Origin of the sequence: Janthinobacterium lividum, from assembly GCF_034424625.1 — a bacterium.
Taxonomy (GTDB): domain Bacteria; phylum Pseudomonadota; class Gammaproteobacteria; order Burkholderiales; family Burkholderiaceae_D; genus Janthinobacterium; species Janthinobacterium lividum.
This window is the reverse complement of sequence record NZ_CP139976.1, coordinates 2,218,578-2,241,056: the sequence shown is the minus strand read 5'-3', so window position 1 is coordinate 2,241,056 and position 22,479 is coordinate 2,218,578. Positions and strand designations below refer to the sequence as shown.

The 22,479-nt window shown below is 61.2% G+C and carries 19 protein-coding genes and 2 tRNA genes; 8 read left to right on the top strand and 13 right to left on the bottom strand.

Translation table 11 applies throughout. From position 1 onward, the window contains the following. Window positions 1–46 precede the first annotated feature (46 nt). On the bottom strand, window positions 47–1,105 hold the full coding sequence (hisC, locus tag U0004_RS10230) for a histidinol-phosphate transaminase (RefSeq protein WP_070254930.1): 1,059 nt from the start codon (window positions 1,103–1,105) through the stop codon (window positions 47–49). Between the two features lie 132 nt (window positions 1,106–1,237). Here hisC and U0004_RS10225 point away from each other — a divergent pair, with 132 nt between their 5' ends. Next, window positions 1,238–1,933 (top strand): hypothetical protein, encoded by a 696-nt coding sequence (locus U0004_RS10225; RefSeq protein WP_139144119.1) that lies wholly within the window; start codon window positions 1,238–1,240, stop codon window positions 1,931–1,933. Window positions 1,934–2,096: 163 nt separating this feature from the next. Here U0004_RS10225 and U0004_RS10220 read toward each other — a convergent pair. From U0004_RS10220 to U0004_RS10200, 5 genes are all read right to left on the bottom strand, one after another. After that, window positions 2,097–2,186, bottom strand: a tRNA-Ser gene (locus tag U0004_RS10220). A 346-nt stretch (window positions 2,187–2,532) separates the two neighbouring features. Beyond that, a tRNA-Ser gene (locus U0004_RS10215) sits at window positions 2,533–2,622 on the bottom strand. A 76-nt stretch (window positions 2,623–2,698) separates the two neighbouring features. Beyond that, window positions 2,699–3,988 carry a serine--tRNA ligase gene (gene serS, locus U0004_RS10210; protein WP_070254932.1) on the bottom strand — a complete coding sequence of 430 codons (1,290 nt, stop codon included), beginning with the start codon at window positions 3,986–3,988 and terminating at the stop codon, window positions 2,699–2,701. Window positions 3,989–4,135: 147 nt separating this feature from the next. Next, window positions 4,136–4,339, bottom strand: coding sequence for a hypothetical protein (locus tag U0004_RS10205; protein ID WP_070254934.1), 204 nt, complete (start codon window positions 4,337–4,339; stop codon window positions 4,136–4,138). A gap of 149 nt (window positions 4,340–4,488) precedes the next feature. Further along, window positions 4,489–5,910 carry an aminotransferase-like domain-containing protein gene (locus U0004_RS10200; RefSeq protein ID WP_070255271.1) on the bottom strand — a complete coding sequence of 474 codons (1,422 nt, stop codon included), beginning with the start codon at window positions 5,908–5,910 and terminating at the stop codon, window positions 4,489–4,491. Window positions 5,911–6,090: 180 nt separating this feature from the next. On the opposite strand from U0004_RS10200, the gene U0004_RS10195 reads away from it, so the two are divergent. Both U0004_RS10195 and U0004_RS10190 read left to right on the top strand, forming a co-directional pair. Further along, the gene (locus U0004_RS10195) at window positions 6,091–6,381 is read left to right on the top strand and encodes a DUF2917 domain-containing protein (RefSeq protein ID WP_070254936.1); all 291 of its coding nucleotides are present in this window, start codon (window positions 6,091–6,093) and stop codon (window positions 6,379–6,381) included. Then, on the top strand, window positions 6,378–7,118 hold the full coding sequence (locus U0004_RS10190) for an NAD-dependent epimerase/dehydratase family protein (RefSeq protein ID WP_070254938.1): 741 nt from the start codon (window positions 6,378–6,380) through the stop codon (window positions 7,116–7,118). Before U0004_RS10195 ends, U0004_RS10190 begins: the two co-directional genes overlap by 4 nt. A 2-nt stretch (window positions 7,119–7,120) precedes the next feature. Here the strand turns inward: U0004_RS10190 and U0004_RS10185 are convergent, their stop codons facing one another. The 3 genes from U0004_RS10185 to U0004_RS10175 all read right to left on the bottom strand — a co-directional run bounded on the left by U0004_RS10185 (window position 7,121) and on the right by U0004_RS10175 (window position 11,536). Further along, complete coding sequence (locus U0004_RS10185; protein WP_070254941.1) at window positions 7,121–8,440, bottom strand: replication-associated recombination protein A; 1,320 nt, start codon at window positions 8,438–8,440, stop codon at window positions 7,121–7,123. Window positions 8,441–8,513: 73 nt separating this feature from the next. After that, window positions 8,514–9,170 (bottom strand): outer membrane lipoprotein chaperone LolA, encoded by a 657-nt coding sequence (gene lolA, locus U0004_RS10180; RefSeq protein WP_034786149.1) that lies wholly within the window; start codon window positions 9,168–9,170, stop codon window positions 8,514–8,516. A gap of 5 nt (window positions 9,171–9,175) precedes the next feature. Then, entirely contained in the window at window positions 9,176–11,536 is a 2,361-nt protein-coding gene (locus tag U0004_RS10175) for a DNA translocase FtsK (protein ID WP_034786152.1), read from the bottom strand. Window positions 11,537–11,752: 216 nt separating this feature from the next. Here U0004_RS10175 and trxB point away from each other — a divergent pair, with 216 nt between their 5' ends. The 3 genes from trxB (at window position 11,753) to U0004_RS10160 (ending at window position 14,139) form a co-directional block, all read left to right on the top strand. Beyond that, the gene (trxB, locus tag U0004_RS10170) at window positions 11,753–12,706 is read left to right on the top strand and encodes a thioredoxin-disulfide reductase (RefSeq protein ID WP_034786153.1); all 954 of its coding nucleotides are present in this window, start codon (window positions 11,753–11,755) and stop codon (window positions 12,704–12,706) included. Between the two features lie 7 nt (window positions 12,707–12,713). Beyond that, window positions 12,714–13,388 carry a Smr/MutS family protein gene (locus U0004_RS10165; RefSeq protein ID WP_070254943.1) on the top strand — a complete coding sequence of 225 codons (675 nt, stop codon included), beginning with the start codon at window positions 12,714–12,716 and terminating at the stop codon, window positions 13,386–13,388. Window positions 13,389–13,509: 121 nt separating this feature from the next. Next, a complete protein-coding gene (locus tag U0004_RS10160; protein ID WP_034786156.1) occupies window positions 13,510–14,139 on the top strand; it encodes a trimeric intracellular cation channel family protein in 630 nt (209 codons plus the stop codon). A 169-nt stretch (window positions 14,140–14,308) separates the two neighbouring features. Here the strand turns inward: U0004_RS10160 and U0004_RS10155 are convergent, their stop codons facing one another. Both U0004_RS10155 and U0004_RS10150 read right to left on the bottom strand, forming a co-directional pair. After that, entirely contained in the window at window positions 14,309–14,647 is a 339-nt protein-coding gene (locus U0004_RS10155) for a P-II family nitrogen regulator (RefSeq protein WP_034758685.1), read from the bottom strand. Between the two features lie 41 nt (window positions 14,648–14,688). After that, window positions 14,689–16,305: an NAD+ synthase gene (locus U0004_RS10150; protein WP_070254945.1), complete on the bottom strand. Its 1,617-nt coding sequence runs from the start codon at window positions 16,303–16,305 to the stop codon at window positions 14,689–14,691. Window positions 16,306–16,396: 91 nt separating this feature from the next. Here U0004_RS10150 and U0004_RS10145 point away from each other — a divergent pair, with 91 nt between their 5' ends. Beyond that, window positions 16,397–17,530 (top strand): GNAT family N-acetyltransferase, encoded by a 1,134-nt coding sequence (locus tag U0004_RS10145; protein WP_070254947.1) that lies wholly within the window; start codon window positions 16,397–16,399, stop codon window positions 17,528–17,530. Window positions 17,531–17,581: 51 nt separating this feature from the next. On the opposite strand, the gene ppa is transcribed toward U0004_RS10145, so the two are convergent. Continuing rightward, window positions 17,582–18,124, bottom strand: a complete 543-nt coding sequence (gene ppa, locus U0004_RS10140; protein ID WP_034758697.1) for an inorganic diphosphatase — start codon at window positions 18,122–18,124, stop codon at window positions 17,582–17,584. 623 nt (window positions 18,125–18,747) lie between these two features. On the opposite strand from ppa, the gene U0004_RS10135 reads away from it, so the two are divergent. Then, entirely contained in the window at window positions 18,748–21,174 is a 2,427-nt protein-coding gene (locus tag U0004_RS10135; RefSeq protein WP_070254949.1) for a membrane-bound PQQ-dependent dehydrogenase, glucose/quinate/shikimate family, read from the top strand. Between the two features lie 105 nt (window positions 21,175–21,279). On the opposite strand, the gene U0004_RS10130 is transcribed toward U0004_RS10135, so the two are convergent. Beyond that, on the bottom strand, window positions 21,280–22,476 hold the full coding sequence (locus tag U0004_RS10130) for a heme biosynthesis protein HemY (protein ID WP_071653290.1): 1,197 nt from the start codon (window positions 22,474–22,476) through the stop codon (window positions 21,280–21,282). Between the last annotated feature and the right edge of the window lie 3 nt (window positions 22,477–22,479).

The following is a 22,479-nucleotide window of genomic DNA, read 5'->3' as shown; positions in this document are numbered from 1 at the left end:
AAACTGGCGCCTGGTACGGCTGCCGGCAGCCGTACCAGGCCTGCCATCACGACAATATCTCGCGCAACGCCGCCATCAAGGCTGCGCACTCGCCCACATTACCAATGCTGATGCGCAAATACTGGCTGATGCGCGGCGCATTGAAGTGGCGCACGATCACGGAGCGGGCACGCAAGCCGGCGGCCAGTTGCGCCGCGTCATGCTGCGGATGACACGCAAAGACAAAGTTGGCCACCGAGGGCAGTACCTCGAAGCCCAGCGCCGCCAAGTCCGCCGCCAGCTGTTCGCGGGTGGCAATAACGGCCTGGCGCGTCTGCTGGAAATACGCTTCGTCGTGCAGCGATGCGACGGCCCCGGCCAGCGCCAGCCGGTCCAGCGGATACGAGTTGAAACTGTTCTTCACTCTTTCCAGCGCCTCGATCAAGTCCGGATGCCCGAATGCACAGCCCACGCGCAAGCCGGCCAGCGAGCGCGATTTCGAGAATGTCTGCACCACCAGCAAGTTCGGATACCGCGCCACCAGGGCCACGGCGCTCTCGCCGCCGAAATCCACATACGCTTCATCGACCACCACCACGGCATCGGGATGGGCGCGCAGCAAGGCTTCCACGCCGGCCAGCGGCAAGTCCACGCCCGTGGGGGCGTTAGGATTGGGGAAGATGATGGCGCCGCACGGCCCCTGGTAGTCTTCCGGACGGATGCGCATGGCATCGTCGAGCGCCACCGTGCGGTAATCGATGCCGTACAGCTTGCAATACACGGGATAGAAGCTGTAGCTGATGTCCGGGAACAGCAGCGGCGCATCGTGCTTGAGCAAGGCCATGAAAGCCAGCGCCAGCACTTCGTCGGAGCCATTGCCGACGAACACTTGATTGCTGTTCAAGCCGTGGTAGTCGGCCAGGGTTTGCTTCAGTTCGCTGGCGGACGGATCAGGGTAGAGGCGCAGGCTGTCGTTGGCTGCTTCGCGCAATACGGCGAGCACCTGCGGCGACGGACCGTAGGGATTTTCGTTGGTGTTGAGTTTGACCAGGTTGGGCAGTTTGGGTTGCTCGCCCGGGATGTAGGGGGTCAGCTCGCTGACGATATTGCTCCAGAATCGGCTCATTGCTTGGGTATGGGGACAGGATGGAGATACGGTAGATTACCATAGGCTGAGGGGGGTCAAGGCGGACACTATCGGCGAGGAGTAGCGTGGGCGGCATCGGCCCCAACGTGAAGAGGACGCAGCACGAACAGCATGCACAAGCTGAGTGATACGCAAATGCGGCATGGCGCGCTGACGCAACAGTCACGCCAGCGCAAGATCGATGCGTGGCTACAGGTCGCAGCCAGTCTCAGCGAGCAGATCACCGTCGAATTGCAGACTGCCACGGAGCAGCTACAGGGCGAAGGAATGGCCGACTTGCAGCGCGTGACGGCGCTGGCGCAACGCCTGGCAAGCAATAGCAAAGCCATGCGCGATACCCTCGGGACACTGTTTGACAGCGGTGAAAAAAGCGAGGAGCATGCAGTGACAAGCACGGAGGATTGCGCCATGGACGAGCAAGTCAACACGCCGGGAAAGGACATGGCCAGTGTGAAACTGGACGTAAAGGATGTAAAGGCCGATGTGACTGACATCAAAGTCGATGTTGCGGACTTGAAAACCGATGTTGCGGACATCAAGGTGGATGTTGCCGGCCTGAAAACGGATGTTACTGGCCTCAAGGTGGATGTTGCTGGTCTGAAAACGGATGTCGCTGCTCTCAAGACCGATGTCGGCGTTCTCAAGACGGATGTCAGTGGCTTGAAACTGGACCTCGCTGTGGTGCGCTCCAATTATGCGACCAAGTCCGATGTGGCTGAGGCGAAGTCGGCTGTCATCCTGTCGTGTGTGGGGACGATCATTGCCATGTCGGGCGTCGCGTTTGCGGTGGCGAGGCTAGTGCATTAGATTGCGTTTGTGGGAGCGCTGGCTTTCAAAGCCTGAATGGAGGAAAAAACGCCTTGCGCTGCGCGCTTTGGGCGGTTTTTTCTACCTGCCTTATTGCGCTGGCGGCTTGCACATGTGGCGGGTATAAAAAAAGCTCCCTTGCGGGAGCTTCTCTTATGTATTCTGGCGGAGAGGGTGGGATTCGAACCCACGGTACGATTTAACGTACGCTTGATTTCGAGTCAAGTACATTCGACCACTCTGCCACCTCTCCGTTTACTGCGGTCTATTCGTTCAAACTGACGTGCCTGTTTGAACGAGGCGCTATTTTAGCATGGGGATTGTTGGGTTGGGTAGGGTTTTATTGGCGATTTGCAACTGAGGGCTGGTAGCCAAACCAAAAAACCAATTGGTCGATTCGGGGAGCCTCGTACAAGGCGCGGCTCGCCTTTGTAGACGCTGCCTTGGCGCACGCGTGAAAACCAATTGGTCGATTCGGGGAGCCTCGCGCGAATACGCGCTCGTCTTCGAATCCCACGCGCAAGGCGCGCAGGCGCCTTGCTCCTTTCCGCCGCCACAAATAAAAAAAGCTCCCTTGCGGGAGCTTTCTCTATTTGTTCTGGCGGAGAGGGTGGGATTCGAACCCACGGTACGATTTAACGTACGCTTGATTTCGAGTCAAGTACATTCGACCACTCTGCCACCTCTCCATTTGCTGCGGTCTTTCCCGCATTGCTGCGAGAAGGCAAGATTATAGCAGCCCGCGGCGAAAAGAAAAGGACTATTTTAGGCCTTCAGATGCGTCAGGCCACCCATGTATGGGCGCAGCACGGCCGGGATCTCGACGCTGCCGTCCGCTTGCTGATAATTTTCCAGCACGGCCACCAGAGTGCGGCCCACCGCCAGGCCGGAGCCGTTCAGGGTGTGGGCCAGTTCCGGCTTGCCGGCGGCGTTGCGGAAACGCGCCTGCATGCGGCGGGCCTGGAAGGCTTCGCAGTTCGACAGGGACGAAATCTCGCGGTAGGTGTTTTGCGCCGGCAGCCATACTTCCAGGTCGAAGGTCTTGGTGGCGCCGAACCCCATGTCGCCCGTGCACAGCGACATCACGCGGTATGGCAGGCCCAGGCGTTGCAAGATCGTTTCCGCATGGCCGACCATTTCATCGAGCACCTGGTACGACGTGTCCGGATGCACCACTTGGACCATTTCCACCTTGTCGAACTGGTGCTGGCGGATCATGCCGCGCGTGTCGCGACCGTAGCTGCCCGCTTCCGAGCGGAAGCATGGCGTATGGGCCGTCATTTTCAGGGGCAGTTGATCCAGCGCGAGGATTTCATCGCGCGCGATATTGGTCAGCGACACTTCCGACGTCGGGATCAGGTAGAAGGTCTCGCCCTCGCCTTCCGCGCCGCCTTTTTTCACCGAGAACAGGTCGGCTTCGAATTTCGGCAGCTGGCCCGTGCCGCGCAGCGAGTCGGCATTGACCATGTACGGGGTATAGCATTCCGTGTAGCCATGTTCGTCCACGTGCGTGTTGAGCATGAATTGCGCCAGCGCGCGGTGCAGGCGGGCGATGCCGCCCTTCATGACGGAGAAGCGCGAACCGGTCAGCTTGGTGGCCACTTCGAAATCGAGGCCCAGCGGGCCGCCCACATCGACGTGATCCTTGACTTCAAAGTCAAAAGTGCGTGGCGTGCCGACCTTGCGCACTTCCACGTTGCCCGACTCGTCCGTACCCAGAGGCGACGATTCGTGCGGCAAATTCGGCACGGCCATGATGAAGTCGCTCAGCTTGGCTTGCACTACGCTCAGGGCCGCTTCATCGGCTTTCAATTCATCGCCCAGGCCGGCCACTTGCGCCATCACGGCCGAGGTGTCTTCCCCCTTGCCTTTCAACATGCCGATTTGCTTGGACAGCGCATTGCGCTTGCCTTGCAGCTCTTCGGTGCGCGTCTGGATCGCCTTGCGTTCGGCTTCGAGGGCATTAAAACCTGCCACGTCGAGCTGGAATTTGCGCGTCGCCAGGCGTTCTGCGACGGTGGCGATGTCTTTACGGAGAAGTTGGATATCTATCATGGGTGGATGGCGGTGCCGATGTATCGAAAGCACTCATTGTACCAAGACCCGTTCAGTTCTTTATGAGTTTTGCACATGGCCAACCATCGTCATGGCGGCATGGCTGGGCACTCGCACCCGCTTTACATTTTCTGCTTAGCTTATTGCTTAAATGAACGCGGCTTTTTCGGCAGCGGTCAGGCGGCGGGCGCTGACGGTAACGACAGGCATCGTGCTGTCGGCAGCCTGGGCGATCACGGTGCTGCTGGCGCTCACTTCCAGCGTATTCGCGCCGGCGGTGGCGAAGCTGGCGCCGATGGCGATGATGGCGGCGGCGACAAAGGTGATTTCCATGTTTTTCAGTGCGTTCATGATGTTACTCCTGGTTAGTTTGTTTCGTTGACTGCTGCTGGTATGGTGGTACTTTAGCCAACGGCCGCGAACAACGCCACCGGCTTGCGACCAGCGGCGAAAAACAGGGAGCGAACGGTGAAAAACAGGGACTGAAGCGCAGAGAATAGTTACAAGGCATCCTTGACCAGACGCCCCAGGCGGCCAATGGCCTGCTCGATGCGCGGCGTCCACGCATTGCCGCAATTGAGACGCAGATAATTGCCGAACTTGCCCGAGGCCGAGAACAGCTGGCCCGGCATATACGCCACGCCTTCCGCGATGGCCTGGCCGTGCAGGGCCAGCGCATCGATATGCGGCGGCATCTGCACCCACAACACGAAACCGCCCTGCGGCTCGGACAGCATGCAGTCTGCCGGGAAGCTGGCCGCCACGGCGTCGGACATGCGGGCGATGCGCTGCACCAGGGTGCGCCGCATCTTGCGCAGCTGCTGGTCGTAGCTGCTGCCTTCCAAAAAATCGGCCAGCACGGCCTGGAAGAAATGGCTGGTGGCACCGCTCGACACGGTTTTGAGCAAAGCCACTTCCTGCGCGAAACGCCCGGCCAGCACGTAGCCGACGCGCGACGCGGGCGTGATGGCCTTGGAAAACGAGGAGCACAGCAGCACATTCCCGCTCGTATCGTAGGCTTTCACGGGCCACGGCCGCTGCGGTGCAAAGCACAGGTCGCCATACACATCGTCCTCCACCAACGGAATATTGAATTCCGACAGCAGGCCCGCCAGCCGTTTCTTGTTTGCTTCCGGCATGACGCAGCCCAGGGGATTATTTGCGTTCGGCACGAACAGACACGCTTGCACGAGGCCGGCACGCAGGGCCAGCTCGAGCGCGTCGAGCGACGGCCCCGTCTTCGGGTCGGTGGGAATTTCCAGCGCCTTCATGCCCAGGCTTTCGATCATCTGCAGCAGCACGAAATACGTGGCCGACTCGATGGCGATGGTGTCGCCCGGCTTGGCGACAGCGCGCAGGCACAGGCTGATCGCTTCCGTGCAGGAATTTGTCACGACGATCTCTTGCGGGTCCAGCTTGCCCCAGTCCAGCGCCCGGCGCGCAACCTGGCGCAGGAAATTGCCTTCGCTGACGTCGTAGCAGCTGACCTTGCTCAATAAAGCGGGTTCGCGCCGCGCCACGGCGCTGATGGTGCGCTGCATGCGCTTGATGGGCAGTATCTCGTCGGGCGGCCAGGCCGTGCCCAGCTGCACGATATTCGCCGTCTCGTTGTCCTTCAGCACGCGCATCAACAGATTGTTGATGCCGACGAAGGCCGGCTCCTTCAGGTGCTGGGCGTCGGCACTGCAGGGCCGGCGCGGCGCCCGGTGGCGCACGAAATAGCCGGACTGGGGCCGCGCATCGACCTGCCCCCGGTCTTCCATCAGGCGCAAGGCTTGCATCACGGTACTGATGGAGATGCGCTTTTGCTGCGCCAGGTGGCGGATCGACGGCAGGCGGTCGCCGGGCGCGAACACGCGCGAGTCGATCAAGGCGCCCAGCTCGTTGGCCAGGTGCTCGTACAGATTCAAATGCGCGCTCATGTTCATCCTTTCAGTATGCGGCTGCCGCGCGTCGCCGGCACAGATACAGTTGCCGAGTTTTTTGATAAGCACAGTCTACGACAAGGGACACTGTATTCATGACAATTTCGTTTTCCTGCATCTGTCATGGTTCACCGCAAGGGCCTAAGCTGTTCCTGTCAGCACAACAGGAGCGATGCCATGCATACCGACCACAAATTACGCAGCGAACGGCCTTTACGCCTGGAAAAAGCGCATGCCAAGGTCATCGAATGCCTGTCCGGCACGGCGTGGATCACGGCCTACGCCCAGTTCGAGGATTGCGTGCTGCGCAGCGGCGAACGCTATACGATACCGAATGACGGCCTGGTGCTGGTCGAAGCCGTGGGCAGCGGACACATCCGCGTGCATGGGACTGCCGCACCCCGCCCCGCCCTGCTGCGCTGGCTGAACCTGGCACTGCCTCACACCTTGAATATTAGGAATACATGACTCAAGCACCACCACTGCGCGTCCTCGTCACGGGCGCCGCCGGCGTTATCGGCAGCGTTTTCTGGAAGAGCCGGCACGGGGAATTCTCCCTGCGCCTGGCCGACCTGCACACAGGCAAGCTGGCCGAAGCGCCCTGCCCATCCATTCAACTCGACGTGGCCGACTATGCCGCCTGCCTGGCCGCCTGCACCGATATCGACGTGGTGCTGCACCTGGCCGGCGTGCCGCACGCCAGCGCCGATTTCGATGCGCAACTGCTGCAGCCGAATATCCTCGGCACGCACAACATCTTCCGCGCGGCACAGGCAAAGAAAGTGAAAAGAGTCGTGTTTGCCAGCAGCGCGCAAGCCATCGAAGGCTATCCGCTCGACGCACAGGTGCATGAGCACATGCCGGCGCGCCCGGCGAACATGTATGGCGCCAGCAAGGCCTTCGGCGAAGGCGTGGCCTCCGCGTTCGCGCACCAGCATGGCATGACGGCGATCGCCGTGCGCATCGCCAATGTGGCCAACTTTGCGCCAGGCCAGCAGCACAGCGCGCGCGACGTGGCCGCCTTCATCAGCGAACGGGACGTGGTGCAATTGCTGGCCCGCTGCGTGGCGGAGGACGTGCCGCCCGGCTACCACGTCGTGCATGGCGTGTCGGACAACCGCTACAAGCGGCTGTCCATCGCGGCGACGCGCCAGCTGGTGGGCTACGCGCCGCAGGATGACGGTTTTACCTTGCTGGGCCTGTAGCGTCAGCCCTTGCCGGCTGGTTTTCCCGCTTTGCGGTCCAGCTCGCGCAGCCAGGCCAATTTATCGGCGATCTTGCTTTCCAGGCCGCGCGGCACGGGCTGGTACCAGCCCGGTTCCGCCATGCCATCCGGAAAATAGGTTTCGCCGGCCGCGTAGGCGTCCGGCTCGTCGTGCGCATAGCGGTAGGCGTGGCCGTAGCCCAGTTCCTTCATCAGCTTCGTCGGCGCATTGCGCAAGTGCACGGGCACTTCCTTGGATTTATCTTTCTTGACGAAAGCCATGGCCGTATTGAACGCGTTATAGCCGGCATTGCTTTTCGCGGCAATCGCCAGGTAAATCACGGCCTGGCCCAGCGCCAGCTCGCCTTCCGGCGAACCGAGGCGTTCATACGTTTCCGCCGCGTCATTGACCATGGTCAAGGCACGGGGATCGGCCAGGCCGACGTCTTCCCAGGCCATGCGCACGATGCGCCGCGACAGGTAGCGCGGGTCGGCGCCGCCGTCGATCATGCGGCAAAACCAGTACAGGGCCGCGTCCGGGTTCGAGCCGCGCACGGACTTGTGCAGGGCGGAAATCTGATCATAGAAATTGTCGCCACCCTTGTCGAAGCGGCGTGAATTGAGGGTCAGCGCATTATCGACAAAGGCTGCGTCGATCTTCGTCGTGCCCGTCGAGCTGGCGGCTGTCTCGGCCTGTTCCAGCAAATTCAGGAAGCGGCGCGCATCGCCGTCCGCGTAGCCGATCAGGGTGTCGGCGGCCGCCTCGTCGAAGGTCAGGTGCGTCAGGGCCGTGCTTTGCGCCTTGGCCAGCAACTGCTTCATCTCGTCTTCGTTGAGAGATTTCAACACATACACTTGCGCGCGAGACAGCAGCGCCGAGTTCACTTCAAAGCTGGGGTTTTCCGTCGTGGCGCCAATGAACGTCACCAGGCCCGATTCGACGAAAGGCAGCAAGGCGTCCTGCTGCGACTTGTTGAATCTGTGGATTTCGTCGACGAACAGCAAGGTGTGCTTGCCGAACTGGTCCAGGCTGTGGCGGGCCTGGTCCATGGCTGCACGGATATCTTTTACGCCAGCAAACACGGCCGACAGGGCGATGAATTCGCTGTCGAACGCGTTCGCCATCAGGCGCGCCAGGGTCGTCTTGCCCACGCCGGGCGGTCCCCACAAGATCATCGAGTGGGCCTTGCCCGCCTCGAACGCCAGGCGCAGCGGCTTGCCCACGCCCAGCAGGTGCGTCTGGCCGATGACTTCGTTCAGGGTGGCCGGCCGCAAGGCTTCAGCCAGCGGCTGGCGCGGTGCGGTGGAAAAGAGATCCGCCATAATGAGTTACCTAATAAGAATGCAAAAGCCCCGCATTGCTGCGAGGCCGGCTCATACGCAAGGCGCGACAGTCTTAATTATTAATGACGTCGGCGCCCTTGGGCATGACAAATTTAAAGTGATTGGCCGAAAGCGCCGGATTTTTCTGGAAGTTCTTGAATGCCAGCACCGACGTCTGACCGAACGAATCGCGCAATTCCATCGCTTCCGGCACGCCGTTGCGCAAGCCGATGGTGATTTCATCAAACGTCGTGTCCTTGGCTTTCGGCGTGGCCTTCAGCCATTCCAGGCCATCGCGCGTGCCCGCTTCGGCCAGGGTGAAATTCTTTTCCAGGTCGTTGCTGCCAAACAGGATGGCGGCTGGCGAGGAGCCGAGCGCGTCGCCCAGTTTCTTGACCGTCACCTGGCTCAAGTCCTTGTCATAGATATACAGCTTGTCGCCGTCCGCTTGCAGCAGCTGCTCGTACGGCTTCAGATACGTCCAGATGAACTTGCCCGGACGGGCAAACTCGAACGTGCCGCTGGCCGGCGTCGACACTTTCGCCTTGCCGCTGGCATCCGCCTTCTTGACTTGCCGCTGCACGAACTCGCCCTTGGCCGACTTGGTGCCGGCCGCAAAGCTCTTGAATTGCTCGAGGGCGCTGGCCGAGGCGCTGGCCGCGAACAGCAGGCTGCAGGCAACGCTGGCTGCGCCAATCATCATTTTTGCTGCGAAAGTCGTGTTCTTCATTCTGTTTACCCTTGTTCACTACTGGCCGCCGGCACCAGGATTTCCCGGTTGCCATTGGATTGCATGGTTGAGACCACCCCGCTCTGCTCCATCTGCTCAAGCAGACGGGCGGCGCGGTTGTAGCCGATGCGCAAATGACGCTGCACCAGCGAAATCGAAGCGCGGCGGTTTTTCAGCACCACCGCCACCGCCTGGTCGTACAGGGCATCGGCCTCGCCGCCGCCCTCGCCCGGCGCGCCGCCTTCGGCGCCGTCGCCTTCCAGGGTGCCGCCTTCGAGGATGCCCTCGATATAATTCGGTTCGCCCTGCAGCTTGAGATGACTGACAACGCGGTGGACTTCCTCATCGGAAACAAACGCACCGTGCACGCGCATCGGCAAGCCGGTGCCGGGCGGCATGTACAACATGTCACCCATGCCCAGCAGGGTTTCCGCGCCCATCTGGTCGAGAATGGTGCGCGAGTCGATCTTCGACGATACCTGGAAGGCGATACGCGTCGGGATATTTGCCTTGATCAGGCCCGTGATCACGTCTACAGATGGGCGCTGCGTGGCCAGAATCAAGTGCAAGCCGGCGGCGCGCGCCTTTTGCGCGATACGCGCGATCAATTCCTCGACTTTTTTACCCACCACCATCATCAGATCAGCCAGCTCGTCGATGATGATGACGATGGTCGGCAGTTTTTCCAGAGGCTCCGGCGAATCCGGCGTCAGGCTGAACGGATTCGGGATATGTTCTTCGCGCTTTTTCGCGTCGGCAATCTTGGCGTTATAGCCGGCCAGGTTACGCACGCCCATCTTGCTCATCAGCTTGTAGCGGCGTTCCATCTCGTTCACGGCCCAGTTCAGCGCATGGCCAGCCTGGCGCATGTCCGTCACGACGGGCGCCAGCAAGTGCGGAATGCCTTCATACACGGACATTTCCAGCATCTTCGGATCGATCAGGATCAGGCGCACGTCGAGCGGGTCGGATTTGTACAGCAGCGACAAAATCGTCGCATTGATGCCGACCGACTTACCGGAACCGGTGGTGCCGGCCACCAGCAAGTGGGGCATCTTGGCCAGATCCGCCACGACGGGCTTGCCGGCGATATCCTTGCCCAGCGCAATCGTCAGGCTGGACACGCCATCGTTGTAGACCTTGGAGCCGAGGATTTCCGTCAGGCGCACGATCTGGCGTTTACTATTCGGCAGTTCCAGCGCCATGTAGTTCTTGCCGGGAATGGTTTCCACCACCCTGATTGACGTCAAGGACAGCGAACGGGCCAGGTCGCGCGCCAGGCCGACGATCTGACTGCCCTTGACGCCCGTTGCCGGCTCGATTTCATAGCGCGTCACCACCGGGCCGGGGTAAGCGGCCACTACCTTGGCATCCACGCCAAAGTCGGACAATTTCTTTTCGATCAGGCGGCTAGTAAACTCCAGGGTTTCCACGGAGACTGTTTCCACCACGGGCGGCGCTTCATCGAGCAAGGACAGCGGCGGCAGCTTGCCATCGCCGGGGGTTTCAAACAGATGCGCCTGGCGTTCCTTTTCCACGCGCTCCGATTTCACCACCGTCACAACCTGCGGCTCGATCTTCACGGGTGGCGCGGCCACATGTTTCTCCACATGCTTGGCCCGCTCGATCACCACCACCTCGTCGCGGCGCACTGCGGCCACTTCGCCCTGGCGGCGGTCTTCGCGGTCCTGGTAGCGCAGCACGAACCAGTTGAAGGCGTCTTCGATGGCGCCGCCGATGCGCTCGGCCACTTGCAGCCAGGACACATGGAAGAACAGACTGAAACCCAGGCCGAACAGCAGCAACAGCAGCAAGGTCGCGCCCGTGAAACCGAAGGCCACGTGGGCCGAGTGCCCCACCAGCTGGCCCAGCACGCCGCCCGGATCGCGCGGCAGCTGCACGTGCAGGCTCTTTGCCATGCGCAGGTATTCCAGGCCCATGCTGCCGATCAGCATGATGGAGAAGCCGACGATGCGGATCAGCATCTCGACATGGTGTTCACGCTCCACCTCTTCCTCTTCCAGCAGGAAGCGCTTACTCAACCGGCGATAGCCATGCCACACCGTGCGCAGCAGCCACACGCACCACCACCAGGCGGAAAAGCCGAAGATATACAGCAACAGATCGGAGAAGGTCGCACCGAGCTTGCCGCCCAGGTTGGCCACCTTGTCGACGTTGGTGGCGTGCGACCAGCCGGGGTCGAGCTTGTTGAAGCTGGCCAGTATCAGCACGAAATACAGGGCAAACGCGGCCAGCGCGAACCAGCGCGCCTCGGACAGCAGCCGCACCAGCCGGTTGGGCAAGGGCCGGCGTTCGACCGGTTTTCGGGTGTAGCTATTTTGATTGGCCTGGGCTGGTTTAGTCATTCTGGGAAGCGCTGCAAGGTGATAAATGTTTCTGAAAGGGAATTTCCCATAATAAGGAAGTATTCTAAGCCATATATGCCCCGGACGGCCCCACGATTCGTCGCTACAGGCGGCTTGGTCTATAATCGTGGATTGCTTGCACAAGCGCAATACGCCCTTGTTCTTCGCGCGTATGCCCCCAATTCGGATAGACCCCACTCATAGAGAAGCCTCATTATGACCACTACCAAACACGCCCGCGTTTTGATCCTCGGCTCCGGCCCAGCCGGCTACAGCGCCGCCGTCTACGCCGCCCGCGCCAACCTGAACCCGATGCTGGTCACCGGCGTGGAACAAGGCGGTCAATTGATGACCACCACCGACGTGGAAAACTGGCCTGGCGATCCGATGGGCGTGCAAGGTCCGGACCTGATGCAGCGCCTGTTGCAGCACGCCGAGCGTTTCAATACGGAAATCGTGTTTGACCACATCCACACCACCTTCCTGAATGAAAAACCGATCCGTCTGAAGGGCGACAGCCACGAATACACGTGCGACACGCTGATCATCGCCACAGGCGCGTCCGCGCAATACCTGGGTCTGCCATCGGAAGCGGAATTCATGGGCAAGGGCGTGTCCGCCTGCGCCACCTGCGATGGTTTCTTCTACCGCAATCAGGAAGTGGCTGTCGTCGGCGGCGGCAACACGGCCGTCGAGGAAGCGCTGTACCTGTCGAACATCGCCAATAAAGTCACGCTGATCCACCGCCGCGACAAGTTCCGCGCCGAAGCGATTTTGATCGACCGCCTCAACGCCAAGGTTGCCGAAGGCAAGATTGTGTTGAAATATAACCACACCCTGGACGAAGTGACGGGCAACGAAGGCGGCGTGACGGGCCTGAACATCAAGTCGACCATCGACGGCAAGGTCGAAGCGTTGAGCGTGCACGGCGTGTTCATCGCCATCGGCCACAAGCCGAACACGGGCATCTTCGAAGGCCAACTGGAAATGCACAACGGCTACATCAAGACCAAGACGGGCCTGGAAGGCATGGCCACCGCCACCAGCGCGCCGGGCGTGTTTGCCGCTGGCGACGTGCAAGACCACATCTACCGCCAGGCCATCACCAGCGCCGGCACGGGTTGCATGGCAGCACTGGACGCCCAGCGCTACCTGGAAGGCCAGGAGTAAGCGGCGCATGGCGTCGATGAAAGACTTTGCCGACCTGAAAGCGGTCAGCAAGCAGCTCAAGGAGCAGGCCGATGCGCGCGCGCAAGTTGCGGCTGAGCGCGCGCAGCAGGTGAAGGTGCAGGCCGTGGAGAGCAATCTGTTCAAGGCCAGCATCGGCGGCGTCAAGCGCCTGCCCGAGTCGGACCGCTACGTGCCCAGCCTGCCCAAGGCAGGCGCCATGGCGGCCCAGCAGCCGGCGCGCAAGCTGTCGCCGGAAGAAGACGATGCGGCCGTGCTGCGCGAGTCGCTGTCGGACTTGTTCGAGGTCGACCACTACCTGGAAAACGATCCGGCCCTGAACTACGCCCGCCCCGGCGTGGGCCCGGACGTGGTGAAAAAGATGCGCAAGGGCCACTGGCCCGTGCAGGATGAGCTGGACTTGCACGGCTTGCGCCGCGACGAGGCGCGCGACGGCATCGGCGCCTTCCTGAACCAGGCTACAAGGCGCAAGCTGCGCTGCGTGCGCGTGATCCACGGCAAGGGTTTTGGCTCGAAAGGCCAGGAACCGGTCTTGAAATCGATGGTGCACAGCTGGCTCGTGCAAAAGGATGAAGTCATCGCCTTTTGCCAGGCGCGCCGCTCCGAAGGGGGCGATGGCGCACTGGTCGTATTGCTTTCTTCCGCACTGCAGCCCATCCGCTAGCATTGACAGCAAGATCTCAATTCAATAACAAGTTCCGCACTGCACACGGCCCCGTTTGTCACCATTCGGGGCCGTGTCATGTTAACCTGTGACAATTATTTCCTGCTCAAGCGCTCCACCCATGATGCCACCCCAATTGCCGCCTGGCTCGCTGATCAAGATCATTGAGGTCATCGCCATCCTGGTGGGCGCGTTTTCCGGCTTCATCGAAGCGCGGCGCAAGCGCATGGACCTGGTCGGCGTGTTCGTCGTGGCCTTCATCACGGCGTTTGGCGGGGGGACTTTGCGCGACATCCTGCTCGACAAGCGCCCCCTGTTCTGGGTGTCGCACCAGGAATACGCGATTCTCATCTTCGTGCTGGCCCTGACGGCCGCGCCCCTGATCCAGCACTTGCGCCAGATCGTCTCGGAACGCCTGATCGTCATCGCCGACGCCATCGGCCTGGGCATGTTCGCCATCGCGGGCGTGGCCGAAGCCATGCGCGCCGGCATGCCGATTTTTATTGCCTCGATGATGGGGGTGATTACGGGGATTTTTGGCGGCGTGATGCGCGACATCGTCTGCAACGAAGTGCCGATGGTGTTTCGCGACGGCAAACCGTACGCCATCTGCGCGTTTTTCGGCTGCTGGGCCTACCTGCTGCAGATGCACTTCGGCGCCGAGCACGACTTTGCGCTGTGGACCAGCGCCAGCGGCATCACGATTCTGCGCCTGATATGCTGGAAATTCGACATGCGGCTGGGGCGCTGAACCGCGCCGGGGCGTAATCCAGCAATATTATTCGCAACTCATGTCGGATTACGCGCACGCGCTAATCCGACCTACGGCCTGCAATGATGCGCGATGAATCGCGTAGGTCGGATCAGGCTCAAAGAGCCGTCATCCGACAACATTGTAGGTGTTACCCCAGCAAAAAAACTTAAACGGCGTCGGGACCTGTCTCGCCCGTACGGATACGGATCACCTGCTCCACGTCGCGCACGAAGATCTTGCCATCGCCAATCTTGCCCGTGCGGGCCGCCTTGATGATGGCGTCGACCACCAGTTCCGACACGCTGTCGTCCACCACCACTTCGACTTTGACTTTCGGCAAGAAGTCGACCACATACTCAGCGCCACGGTACAGCTCGGTATGCCCCTTCTGGCGGCCAAAGCCCTTCACTTCCGTCACGGTCAAGCCCGTCACGTTCACATCGGCCAGGGCCTCGCGCACTTCGTCGAGCTTGAATGGTTTGATGATGGCGGTAATCTGTTTCATGGCTACTCCTTAAAATTGTTGGATTGTGGACAGATGGCTGCTTATTCGTAAAACTTCGACGTGATGGGGTAACGCCAGTCGCGGCCGAAGCCACGGTGCGTGACGCGGATGCCCACCGGCGACTGGCGCCGCTTGTATTCATTGATCTTGATCAGGCGCGTGACCCGGGCCACATCGGCCGGCGGGTAGCCAGCCTCGATAATCTCGGCGATCGGCCGGTTTTCTTCCATGTACAACTGCATGATGCCGTCGAGCACGTCATATGGCGGCAAGGAATCCTGGTCCAGCTGGTCGGCGCGCAGCTCGGCCGACGGTCCGCGCGTCAGGATGCGCTCGGGAATCACGTCCGACACGCTGTTGCGCCACGCGCACAGGCGGTACACCAGGGTCTTGGCGATATCCTTGATGACGGCAAAGCCGCCCGCCATATCGCCATACAGGGTGCAATAACCGACGGCCATCTCGCTCTTGTTGCCGGTCGTTAGCACGATGCTGCCATGCTTGTTCGACAGGGCCATCAGCAAGGTGCCGCGGATGCGCGCCTGGATGTTTTCTTCCGTCGCGTCTTCCGCCAGTCCGGCGAACTCGTCAGCCAGGGTGGCGCGGAAAGCGTCGAAGGTTTGCTTGATCGGAATTTCATCGTAGCGCACATTGAGGCGTTTTACCATGTCGCGCGAATCGATCCACGAGATATCGGCCGTAAATTGCGACGGCATCATGACGGCGCGCACCTTGTCGGCACCCAGCGCATCGACAGCGATGGCCAGGGTCAGGGCGGAATCGACGCCGCCCGACATGCCGATCAGCACGCCGGGGAAGCCGTTCTTGCCGATATAGTCGCGCACGCCCAGCACCAGCGCCTGGTACACCTGCGCCTCGGTGGTCAATGGCGCGGCCAGCGCTTGCGGCACGGGCGTGGCGCCATCGAAGTCGACGACCTGCAAGTCTTCCTCGAAATGGCGCAGCTGGGCGCAGATAGTGCCGGCCGCATCCATGACAAACGAGTCGCCGTCGAAGATCAGCTCATCCTGGCCGCCGACCAGGTTGGCGTACACGAGGGCCATGCCTTGCGCGCTGACGTTCCTGCGCATGGTTTCATAGCGCAGATGCTGCTTGTTCATGTGGTAGGGCGAGCCGTTCGGCACCAGCAGCACTTGCGCGCCGGCCGCGCGGGCGCGCATCGGCGCATGCTCGAACCACGTGTCTTCGCAGATATTGATGCCGAAACGCACGCCCTTCACGCCAAACACGAAAGCCTGGTCGGACGACGTAAAGTAACGCTTTTCATCGAACACGGTCGTATTCGGCAAATCGTGCTTGCGGTAGGTGCCCAGCACTTCGCCGTTCAGCAAGACGGAGGCGGCATTGTGGCGCACACCCTTCTCGTCTTGCAGGGGCAATCCCACCACCACGTGCAAATCCTTGAACTGGGCCAGGTCGGTAGCCAGTCCCGCAAACGCTTCCTGCGTTTTTGCGTAGAATGCATTGCGCAGCAACAGGTCCTCGGGTGGATAGCCGACCAGCGACAGTTCCGGCGTGAGCACGATATCGGCGCCCGCCTCAAAGGCGCGGCGGGAAAGATCGAAGATCTTGGCACGGTTGCCGGCCAGATCGCCGACCGTACTATTCATTTGAGCAATTGCGACTTTGACTGTCATGATGATGATGGATATTTTCGTTCTATTAAACAAGACAGGGGCGCGCGGGCCGATGGCGGCGCCCCGAGAGTGATGAATGCACACTACAACAATGAATTATCGCACGGCTATCGTCACTACCCTGGCTGAAATTGGCGAAGCGGCCTGGTCTGAACTGCTGGCAAGCCAGGCGGACGCCACTCCCTTCCTTTCCTACGCCTTTTTGCACGCGCTGCACGAGTCCGGCTGCGCCAGCGCGGACACGGGCTGGCAGCCGAATTACCTGGTGCTGTGGCAAGGCGATGTGCTGGCCGCCGCCCTGCCCCTGTACCTGAAAATGCACTCGTATGGCGAGTACGTGTTCGACTGGGCCTGGGCCGAGGCCTATCAGCAACATGGTCTCGAATATTACCCGAAACTGTTGTCCGCGATACCGTTTACGCCCGTGAGCGGCACGCGCTTGCTGGCCCGCGATGGCGAGGCGCGCGCGGCCCTGCTGGCCTTCCTGCAGGCCCAGCAGCAAGCCAGCGAGGTGTCGTCCTGCCACATCCTGTTCCCGCCGGAAAGCGAGGCACGCCAGCTGGCGCAAGCTGGCTATCTGATGCGTAGTGGCGTGCAGTTTCACTGGCTCAATCCCGGCTACACGGATTTCGAGCAATTCCTCGCCACGCTGGAACACAAGAAGCGCAAGAATATCCGCGCCGAGCGGCGCAAGGTGCGGGAAGCGGGCGTCACCATGCGCCAGGTGCGGGGCGTGGATGCTGTTGAGGCCGACTGGAAGCTGTTCCACCGCTGCTACAGCAATACCTATGCGGAACACCGCTCGTCGCCTTATCTGAGCCTGGACTTCTTCCGGCGCATAGGCGCCAGCATGCCGCAGAACATTCTATTGGTCATCGCCGAGCGCGAAGGCCGGGCCATTGCCGCCTCGCTGGTGATCCACACGGCCGACACCCTGTACGGCCGCTACTGGGGCGCGCTCGAACACGTGCCCTGCCTGCATTTCGAGACGGCGTATTACCAGCCGCTGGAGTTTTGCATCGCCAACGGCATCGCCACCTTCGAAGGGGGCGCGCAGGGCGAGCACAAGATGGCGCGCGGCTTCCTGCCGCAAAAGACCTGGTCCGCCCACTGGCTGGCACACCCGGCCTTTGCGGACGCCGTGCAGCGCTTCCTCGAGCGCGAACGGGGCGGCATCGATGCCTACCTCGATGAATTGAACGAGCACAGCCCGTTTCGCGCATAAAAAAACGCTCCCGACCATCGCTGGCGGGGAGCGTTTTTTTACTGGGTGTTCTTATGCTTTGGCGGCATCAGCCTTGAACGCGGCGACGCCGTTCAGGATTTCTTCCTTGGCCACTTCAGGACCATACCAGCCGTCGATCTTGACCCATTTGCCTTTTTCCAGATCTTTGTAGTGTTCAAAGAAATGCTGGATCTGGCGCAAACGCAGTTCGTTCAAGTCTTCCGGCTTTTGCCAGTGGCTGTAGATCGACAGGACCTTGTCGACTGGCACGGCCAGCACTTTCGCGTCTTCGCCCGACTCGTCGGTCATTTTCAGCACGCCGATAGGACGGCAGCGCACGACCACGCCCGGGATCAGCGGGAACGGGGTGATGACCAGCACGTCGACCGGGTCGCCGTCCGGCGACAGGGTGTTCGGCACGTAGCCGTAGTTGCACGGGTAATGCATGGCGGTACCCATGAAGCGATCGACGAAAATCGCGCCGCTTTCCTTGTCGACTTCGTACTTGATCGGATCGGCGTTCATCGGGATTTCGATGACGACGTTGAAATCGTTCGGCAGGTCGCGGCCGGAAGAGACGTTATTCAAACTCATGGGGTTCCTCATTAGCGGATTGTGTTTTAACCGCGTAATTATAGCGAAGTACAGGCAGCTTGTGCGATGCAGCAGCGGCCCGCCGGCGATTTGCGCGTCCCGCCAGCAACAGTGGCATGCATGGCCCGCCGGCCCCCGCAGCCTGCCGGCGAAAGAATAAACGAGTTGCCGGACATAATAAGTAGAAACATTTAAGCATTACTACCGTCAATCCTGAGTTAATACCTTGAATATCTTCATATTTTCATTTCAATATCACCACACGATAGACATGGTTATTATAATTTTCATTGCATTTATTGCAGCCACTTATAACAACTGTTTCAGCCTTATTCTCCCTGCGATGCAGGCACATGATGACGCGATCGCCTCAACATGCTTCACCGATCACACTCCCAGCCCCGAAACTCCCCCTTCCAGCATAATATTTGCGCTTATTTGAAGCGTTTATTTGATTCAAATGGCGATCCCGCCAAAAAATGGCACTACCAGAAGAAAATCATCAATTCTGATAAACTATAACATTCTGGTGATTCCAAACTTTGTATATTCTGCAATCGACGCCTTCCCTGAATTCAATATGACGCATCACGCGCCACCGATAAATCCTTGCAAAAAGGAATATGATGATTCCCTCTTTCCGGCCCGGTCCTTTATTAAAGGTCACCGGCGTTATTTTCATTCTGTTCGGCCTCGCCCTGCTGGGCGGCGGCATCTGGCTGGCCACGCTTGGCGGCTCCTGGTACTACTTGCTGGCCGGTATAGGCATGCTGATCGCCGGCGCGCTGGTATTCCAGGGCAAGCGCAGCGCGCAACCGTTCATGGCGCTGCTGCTGCTCGCCACCCTGATCTGGTCCGTCATTGAAGTGAAATTCGACTGGTGGCAATTGCTGCCGCGCCTAGACATCTGGTTTGCCGCCGCCGTCTGGCTGCTGCTGCCCTTCGTCAGCCGCCGCCTGGCGCCACCGGCCGCGGCAAAACAGGGGCAGGCGGGCAAGACGGCCCTCTCCGCCGCCGTGGCCTTGACCGTCATCGCCGGCGTCATCGCCCTGTTCCAGGATTACCATGACCTGCATGGCGACGTGCCAGCCGAAAACATGGCCGCCACCGCCAGCGGCGATCTGTCGCCCGGCGTCGAGCACAACGACTGGTCCGCGTATGGCCGCTCCGGCTATGGCGACCGCTACGCACCCGCCGCGCAGATCACGCCGGCGAATATTTCCGGCTTGAAAGAGGCCTGGACCTACCACACGGGCGACTTCAAGGGACCGAACGACCCGGGCGAGATCGCCAACGAAGTCACGCCGCTGAAGGTCAATGACATGCTGTACCTGTGCACGCCGCACAATATCGTCATCGCCCTGAACCCGGACACGGGCAAGGAAATCTGGCGCCACGATCCGAAGATCAACCGCGATGCTGCCAGCTACCAGCACATGATCTGCCGTGGCGTGGCGTACTGGGACGTCAACGCGGGCCGCGCGAAGAACAATCCCGCCCCTGAAGCTGCCGACATGGAATGCCCGCGCCGCATCCTGGCGCCGACCATGGACGGCACCATGATCGCCGTCAATGCCGATACGGGCGAGTCGTGCAAGAGCTTTGGCAACAACGGCGTCGTCAACCTGTATAAAAACATGGCCATGATCAAGCGCGGTTTCCTGATGCCAACATCGCCGCCGGCCGTCTCGCAGAAAATGGCCGTGATCGCCGCCAGCGTGACGGACAACCATTCGACGGAAGAGCCATCGGGCGTGATCCGCGGCTACGATCCCGTCACCGGCAAGCTGATGTGGAACTGGGACCCGGCCACGCCGGAAGATACGGCCCCCTTCCCTGAAGGCAAGAACTACACCAACAACTCGCCCAATTCGTGGGGCGTGGCCAGCATCGATGAAAAGCTGGGCATGGTGTACATCCCGATGGGCAATGAAACCCCCGACACCTGGGGCGGCAACCGCAACAAGAATGGCGAGAAATTCAACAGCGCCATCGTCGCACTGGACCTGGCGACGGGTAAGGTACGCTGGGTCTACCAGACCGTCCACCACGATATCTGGGACATGGATATCGGCGGCCAGCCGTCGCTGGTCGACATCGACACGCCCAAAGGCAAGGTGCCTTCCGTCGTGGCCACGACAAAACGGGGCGACATCTATGTGATCGACCGCCGCGACGGCAGCCTGGTCGTGCCGGCGCCGGAAAAACCCGTGCCGACGAGCAATCCAGCCGCTGGCGACACCCTGTCGCCCACGCAGCCGTTCTCGGCCCTGACCTTCTTGCCTGAGCGCAATATCAGCGAAGCGGACATGTGGGGCACCACGCCGTTCGACCAGCTCGCTTGCCGCATCATCTTCAAGGAACGCCGCTATGAAGGCCCGTTCACGCCGCAAACGGCCGGCAAGGGCGCCGTCATCTCGCCGGGCCCGCTCGGCATCTTCGAATGGGGTGGCGCGGCCATCGACCCCGTGCGCCAGTTGTTGATCGTCAACCCTGACTACATGGGCTTCCTGGAAAAACTCGTGCCGCGCGCGGAAACGACGGCCAAGGGTGGCACGGGCGGCGAAATGGGCTTGCAGCCGCAGACGGGCGTCCCGTTCGCCGTGGAAATCAAGGCATTCCTGTCGCCGCTGGGCTTCCCATGCCAGGCACCGCCGTGGGGCTATGTGGCCGCCGTCGACCTGCGCACCATGAAAAAAGTGTGGATGCACAAGAACGGCACCACGCGCGACAGCGGCCCCGTGCCGATTCCGCTGCCACTGGGCGTGCCCAGCCTGGGAGGCATGGTCACCACCGGTGGCGGCGTGACCTTCCTCAGCAGCACGCTCGACTATTACATCCGCGGCTACGACGTCAGCAACGGTAAAGTAATCTGGAAAGCCCGCCTGCCGGCCGGCGGCCAGGCTACGCCGATGAGCTACGTGTCGAACAAGTCTGGACGCCAGTTCGTCGTCGTCATGGCCGGCGGCCACGGTTCGCTGGGCACGAAGATGAGCGACACCCTGGTCGCATATGCCTTGCCGGAAGGCACTGCGGCACCGAAGAAGTAAGTTAGCCAGGTAGCAGCGCACTCCGCCATGGGGTGCGCACAAAGAAAAAGCCGTTCAGTCTGCACTGAACGGCTTTTTTACGTCCGAGGAAATGATCTGCAAGGCTTACAGGATGGTCGCCAGCGCGCACTGCCGGTAATGCGCTGCAGCCTGTTCCGTCTGCTGCAAGGCGTCGTGCATCTGCGCCAGCTTCAGGTGGGCGTCGCGCACCATCTGCGGCTCGTTCGCATCCGACAAGGCCTGCTCCAGATGGCGCTGGGCCTTGCCCCACAGTTTTTGCTTGAGGCACAGGGTGCCCAGGGTCAGCGCCAGTTCCGCATCCAGCGGACGCTGTTTCATCCATTGCTCGCAATGCTCGATCTGCAGCAGCAGGGCCGGCGTGCCGCTCGGCGCCGCCGCTTCGCGGTAGGCGCGCACGACGCGCTCGTCCCAGTCGGCGGCCAGCGACTCTTCGCACACGAGGCGCGCTTCGTCGTGCAGGCCGCGCGCATTCAGGGCCGTGGCGGCGCGGCAGGCGATATACGGCTTGACCCGGTCCGCGCTCGGCACGGTGGACCACACGCGCATCAGCGATTCGGCGTCATGCGACGGGTCGGACAGCAAATGGTCGTAAGCCAGTTCGCGCAGGCGCGACGACAGGGCCGGATGCAGGGCGCGGTGCTTGTCGAGCGAACGCACGAGGCGCAGCACTTCCGGCCAGTTCTTCGCCTGCTGCTCGGCTTTCAGCGACCATTGCAGCGCGTGGATATGGCGCGTACCGCTGGCATTGAGTTCGCGCACGGCGGCCAGGGCCGCTTCCGGCTGGTGGTCGTCGACCAGCAATTCCGTCACCGTCATCAGCCGCGCTGTCTTCAGGCTGGCATCGCCTTCGACACGCGACAGCCAACTGTCGCGGCGTTCGGACTGGCGCATGCGGTGCGCGGCGCGCGCGCCGATCAGCGCGGCCAGGCCGGCGTTTTCTTCCAGCTCGGCGGCGCGCAAGGCAGCCTTCTCGGCATGGCCGAAACGGCCTTCGAACAGGGCTTTCAAGGCTTCGCGCAAGCCCTTGTTGCCGTCGCGCTCACGCTTGCGCTGGCGATAGGCCGCCACTTGCGCCGGCATGCGCACGGTGGCGCGCACGGCGCGCACCAGCAGGTACAGCAGCACGAACAGCACGACCTGCAGCAGCAGGAAAAAGTTCAGCGACAAGTCGATGCGGTACGGCGGATAGAACAGCACCACGTTGCCGGGATTGAAACGGGCCGTCACGGCGATACCGATCGCCGCGGCCATCAGGGCGAGTAACCAGAGAAATAGACGCATGGG

Coding starts and splice junctions, on each gene's coding strand:
- U0004_RS10150 (WP_070254945.1), bottom strand. CDS start 16,305: ATGACAGTCAAAGTCGCAATTGCTCAAATGAATAGTACGGTCGGCGAT.
- U0004_RS10190 (WP_070254938.1), top strand. CDS start 6,378: ATGACTCAAGCACCACCACTGCGCGTCCTCGTCACGGGCGCCGCCGGC.
- U0004_RS10175 (WP_034786152.1), bottom strand. CDS start 11,536: ATGACTAAACCAGCCCAGGCCAATCAAAATAGCTACACCCGAAAACCG.
- U0004_RS10200 (WP_070255271.1), bottom strand. CDS start 5,910: ATGAGCGCGCATTTGAATCTGTACGAGCACCTGGCCAACGAGCTGGGC.
- ppa (WP_034758697.1), bottom strand. CDS start 18,124: ATGAGTTTGAATAACGTCTCTTCCGGCCGCGACCTGCCGAACGATTTC.
- U0004_RS10185 (WP_070254941.1), bottom strand. CDS start 8,440: ATGGCGGATCTCTTTTCCACCGCACCGCGCCAGCCGCTGGCTGAAGCC.
- U0004_RS10165 (WP_070254943.1), top strand. CDS start 12,714: ATGGCGTCGATGAAAGACTTTGCCGACCTGAAAGCGGTCAGCAAGCAG.
- hisC (WP_070254930.1), bottom strand. CDS start 1,105: ATGAGCCGATTCTGGAGCAATATCGTCAGCGAGCTGACCCCCTACATC.
- U0004_RS10130 (WP_071653290.1), bottom strand. CDS start 22,476: ATGCGTCTATTTCTCTGGTTACTCGCCCTGATGGCCGCGGCGATCGGT.
- trxB (WP_034786153.1), top strand. CDS start 11,753: ATGACCACTACCAAACACGCCCGCGTTTTGATCCTCGGCTCCGGCCCA.
- U0004_RS10225 (WP_139144119.1), top strand. CDS start 1,238: ATGCACAAGCTGAGTGATACGCAAATGCGGCATGGCGCGCTGACGCAA.
- U0004_RS10205 (WP_070254934.1), bottom strand. CDS start 4,339: ATGAACGCACTGAAAAACATGGAAATCACCTTTGTCGCCGCCGCCATC.
- U0004_RS10145 (WP_070254947.1), top strand. CDS start 16,397: ATGAATTATCGCACGGCTATCGTCACTACCCTGGCTGAAATTGGCGAA.
- U0004_RS10155 (WP_034758685.1), bottom strand. CDS start 14,647: ATGAAACAGATTACCGCCATCATCAAACCATTCAAGCTCGACGAAGTG.
- U0004_RS10160 (WP_034786156.1), top strand. CDS start 13,510: ATGATGCCACCCCAATTGCCGCCTGGCTCGCTGATCAAGATCATTGAG.
- lolA (WP_034786149.1), bottom strand. CDS start 9,170: ATGAAGAACACGACTTTCGCAGCAAAAATGATGATTGGCGCAGCCAGC.
- serS (WP_070254932.1), bottom strand. CDS start 3,988: ATGATAGATATCCAACTTCTCCGTAAAGACATCGCCACCGTCGCAGAA.
- U0004_RS10135 (WP_070254949.1), top strand. CDS start 18,748: ATGATGATTCCCTCTTTCCGGCCCGGTCCTTTATTAAAGGTCACCGGC.
- U0004_RS10195 (WP_070254936.1), top strand. CDS start 6,091: ATGCATACCGACCACAAATTACGCAGCGAACGGCCTTTACGCCTGGAA.